The organism is Duganella vulcania, from assembly GCF_009857655.1.
Classification (GTDB): Bacteria; Pseudomonadota; Gammaproteobacteria; order Burkholderiales; family Burkholderiaceae_D; genus Rugamonas; species Rugamonas vulcania.
In genome coordinates this window covers 1-6,676 of the sequence record NZ_WWCX01000170.1, presented here as the reverse complement: position 1 = coordinate 6,676, position 6,676 = coordinate 1, and the positions used below count along the sequence as shown (strand labels likewise).

7 protein-coding genes are annotated in these 6,676 nt (G+C 66.7%); 2 read left to right on the top strand and 5 right to left on the bottom strand.

Features of this window, described 5'->3' with window-relative positions:
• Nucleotides 1-731, top strand: a 731-nt coding sequence (locus GTP90_RS34350) for a citrate synthase (RefSeq protein WP_254452183.1), incomplete at its 5' end; no start/stop codon positions are given.
• On the opposite strand, the gene GTP90_RS34345 is transcribed toward GTP90_RS34350, so the two are convergent.
• From GTP90_RS34345 to alr, 3 genes are all read right to left on the bottom strand, one after another.
• Entirely contained in the window at nucleotides 712-1,032 is a 321-nt protein-coding gene (locus tag GTP90_RS34345) for a PilZ domain-containing protein (RefSeq protein WP_161087717.1), read from the bottom strand. The two genes, GTP90_RS34350 and GTP90_RS34345, sit on opposite strands and share 20 nt — an antisense overlap.
• A 72-nt stretch (nucleotides 1,033-1,104) precedes the next feature.
• Nucleotides 1,105-2,481: a DNA repair protein RadA gene (gene radA, locus GTP90_RS34340; RefSeq protein WP_161087716.1), complete on the bottom strand. Its 1,377-nt coding sequence runs from the start codon at nucleotides 2,479-2,481 to the stop codon at nucleotides 1,105-1,107.
• A 4-nt stretch (nucleotides 2,482-2,485) separates the two neighbouring features.
• Nucleotides 2,486-3,580: an alanine racemase gene (gene alr / locus GTP90_RS34335; RefSeq protein WP_161087715.1), complete on the bottom strand. Its 1,095-nt coding sequence runs from the start codon at nucleotides 3,578-3,580 to the stop codon at nucleotides 2,486-2,488.
• Nucleotides 3,581-3,708: 128 nt separating this feature from the next.
• Between alr and lplT the strand changes: the two genes are divergently transcribed.
• Nucleotides 3,709-4,971 (top strand): lysophospholipid transporter LplT, encoded by a 1,263-nt coding sequence (gene lplT / locus GTP90_RS34330; RefSeq protein WP_161087714.1) that lies wholly within the window; start codon nucleotides 3,709-3,711, stop codon nucleotides 4,969-4,971.
• 7 nt (nucleotides 4,972-4,978) lie between these two features.
• Here lplT and GTP90_RS34325 read toward each other — a convergent pair whose 3' ends face one another.
• Nucleotides 4,979-5,998: a DUF1853 family protein gene (locus GTP90_RS34325; protein ID WP_371875177.1), complete on the bottom strand. Its 1,020-nt coding sequence runs from the start codon at nucleotides 5,996-5,998 to the stop codon at nucleotides 4,979-4,981.
• The coding region (locus tag GTP90_RS34320) for a uracil-DNA glycosylase (RefSeq protein WP_161087713.1) at nucleotides 5,991-6,676 on the bottom strand (686 nt) is incomplete at its 5' end. The genes GTP90_RS34325 and GTP90_RS34320, both read right to left, overlap by 8 nt.

Below are 6,676 nucleotides of genomic sequence, written 5' to 3'. Positions count from 1 at the left end.
GCTGCGCCAGCGACGCGCCCTCGCTGTGCCGCCCCGCCATCGAATTGCGCGCCGAGGCCGCCAGCATCCTGGCCACGCTCACGCAGGCGATGATCGGCCCGGAGCCTGCCGGCCAAGCCGCGCCAAACACGGTCTGTACCCGCCTCGCCCGCGCCTGGCGACGCCCCGCCGCCGAAGACCTGCTGCGCCGCGCACTGGTCCTGATGGCCGACCACGAACTGAACGCCTCCACCTTCGCCACCCGCGTCGCCGTCTCGACCGGCGCCTCGCTGGCGGCCGGCGTGCTGGCCGGCTTCACCACGCTGACCGGCCCGCTGCACGGCGGCGCCTCGGCCGAATTCGCGCAACTGATCGCAGCCGCCCGCCAGCACGGCGCCGACGAGGCGGTCGCCAACTGGCTGGCCAGCGGCCGCCCGCTGCCCGCCTTCGGCCACAAGCTCTACGCGGAAGGCGACCCGCGCGCCCGCGCCCTGCTGAAGTTACTGCCGGAATTGCAGCCGCACGCCGCCCTCGCCGCCGCGGCTGAGGCGCAGGCGGGGGAATTGCCGAATATTGATTTCGCGCTGACCGCGCTGGCCACCGCCCATGAACTGCCGGACGACGCGCCCTTCATCCTGTTCGCGCTGGGCCGCTGCGTCGGCTGGCTGGCGCATGCACTCGAACAAGTGCAAGCCCAGCGCCCGATCCGCCCCAGGGCCCGCTACGTCGGACCTATCGCAGGAACTTGTTGACAGCGCTGGTGGTGATGGAATCCATGTTCAGGAACTGGAAGCCGATCTTGAAATGATCGCCACTAAAGATGCAATACGTGACCTTGGAGCGGCAAGTGAGCACCTGCGCCTTGCCGTCAATGAACAGCTCGAACGACAACTGCCCCATGTGCCCGGCCTCCAGCTTATGCTCGAAGTTGAGCGACAACCCATGGGCGCTGATGTCGATGGTACGCCCCTGCATCGGCGGCATGCCGTCCATCACCACCACCGCCTTGGCCCGCACGATCTTGCGCGCGACCGACCTTTGATCAACTGACACTATCTGTTCCTTTGCGCGTATTCAGTTACTAATTATTCAGTATTAACAATTACAACACGTAACAATACAACGTTATTGGATTTCGCGCAGCTTATTGAAGGCATCGTCGATACGATCGACCGCGATGATGGTCATGCCCTCGATCGGCTGCTTGGGCGCGTTGGCGGTTGGGATCATCGCCGTCGAGAAGCCCAGCTTGGCCGCCTCGCGCAGGCGCTCCTGCCCGCGCGGCGCCGGACGGATCTCTCCAGCCAACCCCACCTCGCCGAACACCACGAAGCCGCGCGGCAGCGGCTTGCTGCGCATCGACGAGTTAATCGCCATCAGCACCGCCAGGTCGGCCGCCGGTTCGGTGATCTTCACGCCGCCCACCGCGTTGATGAACACGTCCTGGTCGAAGGCCGCGATACCGGCGTGCCGGTGCAGCACGGCCAGCAGCATCGCCAGCCTATTTTGCTCCAGACCGACCGACAGCCGGCGCGCGTTAGGCAGGTGGCTGGCGTCCACCAGCGCCTGGATTTCGACCAGCAAGGGACGCGTGCCCTCCTGCGTCACCATCACGCAGGAACCCGGCACCTGGTTGTCATGCTGCGACAGGAACAGCGCCGACGGATTCGACACGCCCTTCAAGCCCTTCTCCGTCATGGCGAACACGCCCAATTCATTGACCGCGCCGAAACGGTTCTTGATGGCCCGCACCAGGCGGAAGCTCGAATGGTTGTCGCCCTCGAAATACAGCACCGTGTCGACGATGTGCTCGAGCACGCGCGGGCCGGCCAGCGCGCCTTCCTTGGTCACGTGGCCGACCAGGATGATGGTGACGCCGGTCTGCTTGGCCATGCGCGTCAGCTGCGCCGCGCACTCGCGCACCTGCGCCACCGAACCCGGCGCCGAACTGAGCGCGTCCGAATACACGGTCTGGATCGAGTCGATCACCGCCACTTCCGGCTTCAGGTCGGCCAGCGTGCCGAGGATCTTCTCCAGCTGGATCTCGGCCTGCAGCTTGAGGTCGCGGGCGTCGATGTTGAGCCGCTTGGCGCGCAGCGCGATCTGCGCGCCGGATTCCTCGCCGCTGACGTACAGGACTTTTTTCAGGTGCGACACATTGGCCAGCGCCTGCAGCAGCAGGGTCGACTTGCCGATGCCCGGATCGCCGCCGATCAGCACCACGCCGCCCGCCACCAGGCCGCCGCCCAGCACGCGGTCGAACTCCTCGATGCCGGTGCCGAAGCGCGGCACGTCGATGGCGTCGATGTCGGCCAGCGACAGCACCGGCGCGGTCTGCGCCAGCGACAAGTGCTGCGGCTGCGAGTAACGGTTGTTGCCGCCCGCCTCGATGACGGTCTCCACCATCGTGTTCCACTGCTGGCAGGACGAACACTGGCCGGTCCACTTGGTGGCCGTGCCACCGCACTCGCTGCAGGTGTAGTTGGTTTTAGCCTTGGCCATGCGCTCAGCCTTCCTGCACCGGCACGCGTTGGGCCAGCGCGCACATCAGCTCATAGCCGATGGTGCCGGCCGCCTCGGCCACCTCGTCGATCGGCATGCCGCGGCCCCACAGCGTGACCTTGCTGCCCACCCGCGCCGACGGCAGGCCGGTCAGGTCCACGGTCAGCATGTCCATCGACACCCGCCCCACCAGCCGGGTGCGCACGCCGTCCACCAGCGCCGGCGTGCCCATCGGCGCGCTGCGCGGATAGCCGTCCGCGTAGCCGCAGGCCACCACGCCGATGGTCATCGGGCCCTCGGCCTGGAAGCGGCTGCCGTAGCCGACCACGTCGCCGGCCACGATGTGCTGGATGCCGATGATCTCGCTGGTCAGCGTCATGGTCGGCTGCAGGCCGAACGACTCGGCCGTGGCGCCGCCCGGCGAGCCGCCGTACAGCATGATGCCGGGACGGATCCAGTCGTTGCGCAGGGTTTGCTGGTGCATCAGCACGCCCGCCGAATTGGACAGGCTGCGCGCCCCCGCCAGCCCGGCCGTGCCCAGCTCGAAGCGGCGCACCTGCTCGGCGATCGGCAGCAGCGGGTGCTCGGCGTCGTCGGCGTTGGCGAAGTGGGTGATCATGGTGATGCTGCGCACGCAGGCCATGGCGCTCAGGCGCGCGTGCGCGGCGGCGTAGGCGTCCGGCATGAAGCCGAGCCGGTTCATGCCGCTGTTCATTTTCAGATGCAGGTCAAATTTGATGCCGCGCGCCGCCAGCCCGGCTTGCGCCGCCTCCAGCCACGCCAGTTGCTCGTTGCAATGGACGGCCGCCTGCAGGTCGTAGCCGGCCATGGTGTTCAAGTCCGCCGGACCGAAGAAACCCTCCAAAAGCAGGATGGGCTTTTTCCAGCCCAGTTCGCGCAGCCGTACGGCGTAGTCGACCTCGACCAGCGCCAGCCCGTCGGCGTCGGCGAAGCCGCGCATCGCCCGCTCCAGTCCGTGGCCGTAGCCGTTGGCCTTGACCACCCCCCAGGCCTTGGCGCCTGGCGCCTGGGCCTTGGCGCAGGCCAGGTTGTGCTTCATGGATTCAACGTGGATGGTTGCAGCGATAGGCCTGGACATAAGCAATGTGAGCAAAATGACGAAGGCCGTATTTTACCGTGCGGCGGCTGATCCGCATGGCTCAATTCTTGGGGATACGATCAAAGCATGGTATAAAGCAAGCCAGATATGTTTTCAGGCATCCCAGAATGAATCGTGGTTTCTATACCATCATGGCAGCGCAGTTCTTTTCGTCATTGGCGGACAATGCGCTGCTCTTTGTCGCGATCGACCTGCTAGTCACCATGAAGTCCCCGGCGTGGATCACGCCACTGCTGAAACTCTCCTTTACGCTGTTTTATGTGCTGTTGGCTGCATTTGTCGGCGCTTTCGCTGATTCCATGCCTAAAGGCAAGGTCATGTTCATCTCCAACCTGATCAAGGTTGCCGGCTGCCTGCTGATCTTCGCCCACGTCCATCCGCTGCTCGCATATGCGCTGGTCGGCTTCGGCGCCGCCGTCTATTCGCCCGCCAAATATGGCATCCTGACCGAATTACTTCCCGCAGAGAAACTTGTCGCGGCCAATGGCTGGGTTGAAGGCCTGACCGTGATGTCGATCATTTTCGGCACCGTCATGGGCGGCAAGCTGGTCGGCGGTCAAGTGTCCTCCTTCCTGCTGGGCCTGGACTTCCCGCTGATCGACACCGGCATCGACACCCCGCCGGAGGCGGCGCTGTGCGTGGTGGTCGGCATTTATATGCTGGCGGCGCTGTTCAACACCCGCATCCCCGACACCGGCTGCGTCTACGGCCACCAGGAACGCAACCCGATCAAGCTGATCACCGACTTCGCCAACTGCTACGGCCTGCTGTGGAAGGACAAGCTGGGACAGATTTCGCTGGCTGTCACCACGCTGTTCTGGGGCGCCGCGCAGACGCTGCAATTCATCGTGCTGGAGTGGGCCAACCGCACCCTCAAGCTGAGCTACGAGCAATCGACCAGCCTGGTCGGCGTGGTCGCCATCGGCGTGGCGCTGGGCGCGGTGCTCTCGGCGCGCTTCATCTCGCTGCGCAAGTCGCTGACCGTGATCCCGATGGGCATCGCCATGGGCGTCATCGTCATGAGCATGACCCTGGTGAAATCGGTGGCGCTGGCCTACCCGCTGCTGATCCTGGTCGGCCTGCTGGGCGGCTTCTTCCTGGTGCCGATGAACGCGCTGCTGCAACACCGCGGCCACGTGCTGATGAGCGCGGGCCATTCGATCGCGGTGCAGAACTTCAACGAGAATTTGTCCATCCTGACCATGCTGGCCATGTACTCGCTGATGCTGCGCGGCCACCTGAACCTGGATGTGATCATCGTGTTGTTCGGCCTGTTCCTGGCGGGGACCATGTTCTTCATCATGCGCAAGCATGCGGCCAACCAGCGCGAGTTCGATTCGGTCGCGCTGATCGGCGAGCTGAAACACTGACCTTGGCTTAAGCCGGCAGCGCCCCGTCCTGGCGGCGCTGCGCGGCTTGGGCGCGCCAATCGTCGGGTACCACGAAGCCCCGGCTGCGCTCCACCAGCCATTCCCCTTGCTGTTCCAACTCCGCCACCATCACCGGCGCGGAGACCTGCGCCATGTGGTCGTGCAACGCGGCCAGCAGTTCGGTCTTGTTCATCGCGGTGGAGTCCAGGGGCGTCTTCAACGGCGCCAGCCAGTGCAGGCGCGGCATGATGGCGTAGCGTTCGCCTTGCAGGCCGGCGGCCTGCTGCAACGTGATCCAGAAGCCGTTGCAATGCGGCTGCGAGATGCCCGGCATCGGCGCCGCGCCCTCGCCGCCCGGGTAGAACAGCCAGCCCTTGACCAGCGCCTGCGCCCTCGCCACCGGCTGCGGCAGCAAGGGCTGCGCGGCCGGGTGGCTGGCCAGTGACAGCTGCTTGTCGAAGATCTTGCGCATCTTGGCGCCTAGCGTGTCGGCCAGGTTGGGGCCGATCAGGCCGTTGAAATCGGCGCCGGCGTCGCTGGCGTCGAGCAGGTAGAACTTGGTGGCGAATTCAAGGTGGACCAGGTCGTCGCCGTCGCGCAGCAGGAAGTCGAATTCGCCGACGGTGTCGTTGCGGCTGGCGCGCACTTGCAGGCCGTGCGCGACCAGCTGGCCGTGCTCGGCGAAGTAGAAGGCCATCAGCTTTTCAGCGTACAGGCCCAGGCGCGAGTAGTGGCGGGTGCCCAGGGCGGCGTCCAGCGGGATCGGATCCTGCTCGAGCGCGGCCAGCCAGGCGGCCGTCTCGGGCGATATGGCGCCCAGCGTGGCGATGCGGCCTTGCCAGTGCGGCGAGGCGGGGTCCAGCAGGTCGGGGGCGTCGAGCAGCCAGGCCAGCGCGCGCACGTGCGGGCGGGTCAGGTGCCCCCAGCGTTGTTCGAAGCGGAGCTGGTAGCTGTCCGCCGGCGCGTGGCCGGCGAGCGCCCCTGACGGGGACGGGCTCGCCGGGGCGGCGGGCGGCTGACTAGTCACGGGCGGCCTTGGCCAGGCACAGGTCGCCCCAGGCCTTGGCCTTGTCTTCCGGGCGGCGCAGCAGGTCGTCCGGATGGTAGGTCGCCACCACCGGCAGCTCGGCCGCGCCGTAGCGCATCACCTTGCCGCGCGCGGCGGGGCCCATCATCAGGCCCTTGGCGGCGTATTGGCCGAAGGTCATGGCCATCGTCGCGCCCGTCAGCGCCAGCTCGCGGTCCAGGAACGGACGGCAGGCCAGCAACTCCTCGCCGCTTGGCGCGCGGTCGGCGCCGTCGGCATCGGATGGACGGCATTTGACCAAGTGGGTGACGTAGACGTCCTGCTCCGGCTTGAGCGCGATGGCCTTCAGCATATTGTCCAGCAGTTGCCCCGCTTCGCCGGCGATGGATTGGTTTTCCTTCTCGTCCAGGCGGGTCGGCGCGGCGGAGATGGCCATCCATGTGGCGTTGGCGGCGCCGCGGCCATTCACGGCGTTGCGGCGCGTCTCGCACAGCTTGCAGCGGGTGCAGGTGGCGACGGCCGCTTTCAATCCGGCCCAGTCCATGACGGCGATGGCCTCGTCGCTGACCGGCTCCGCGCGCGCGGGCGCGGGCGCCTCGTCGAACCAGGCGGTGGAGTCGTCGTCCGGCGCGGCGGCCGGTGCAGGCGCAGCAGGTGGGGCGGCAGCGCGTGGCCGCT

Bases quoted from the DNA above. Each gene is read 5' to 3' on its own strand.
- alr (WP_161087715.1), bottom strand. From the start codon at position 3,580: ATGTCCAGGCCTATCGCTGCAACCATCCACGTTGAATCCATGAAGCAC.
- lplT (WP_161087714.1), top strand. From the start codon at position 3,709: ATGAATCGTGGTTTCTATACCATCATGGCAGCGCAGTTCTTTTCGTCA.
- radA (WP_161087716.1), bottom strand. From the start codon at position 2,481: ATGGCCAAGGCTAAAACCAACTACACCTGCAGCGAGTGCGGTGGCACG.